Source organism: Streptomyces sp. SID12501, from assembly GCF_010550245.1.
Classification (GTDB): Bacteria; Actinomycetota; Actinomycetes; order Streptomycetales; family Streptomycetaceae; genus Streptomyces.
On sequence record NZ_JAAGLU010000399.1, the window covers coordinates 1 to 530 of the forward strand.

The 530-nt window shown below is 67.0% G+C and carries 1 pseudogene; it reads left to right on the forward strand.

From position 1 onward, the window contains the following. Window positions 1-164 (forward strand): annotated as a pseudogene (locus tag G3I71_RS52050) (DUF4246 domain-containing protein); the annotation flags it as partial. Window positions 165-530 lie beyond the last annotated feature (366 nt).

Sequence of the window (530 nt, forward strand, 5' to 3'; positions counted from 1 at the left end):
CGACCGGTGATGTGCCACCGCAACAGCCGTGGTCCGACACCTCGACCATGACGCTCGAACAGGCTCAGGACTACCGCGATGAGCTGATGCGGGAACGCAAGTTCTTCGTCGCCGAACACAACGAACAGCTCTACGAGCGGGAATTCTCGCTCTGCGAGCACTGACCCCGAGCGGCCCCACCGCCCCCAGTCACCTGGCCGGAGGCGTCTGAACTGGGCTTATGCCCGTCAGGCGACTTCGGCTCGGCTCGCTCGACCCGCTCGACGCGAAGAGCCGGGATGCGCCTTCGCACCGCCCGCCCCATAGTGGAGATCGGCTGGCCGGCCAGGACCGGACTCACCGCAGGGTGGAGGGATCGCCGCCATGGACGAACGGTGCATCGGCTTCGTCGAGTGGTACGACAGGTCCACCGGCACGGGTTGGATCGTCCCCGTGGGACGCGAGGCACCCGTGCGCGTGTACCGCGACGACATCGAGGGTGACTGCCGCAGCCTGTCGGTGGACCAGCAGGTGTCCTTCACCATCGAGCT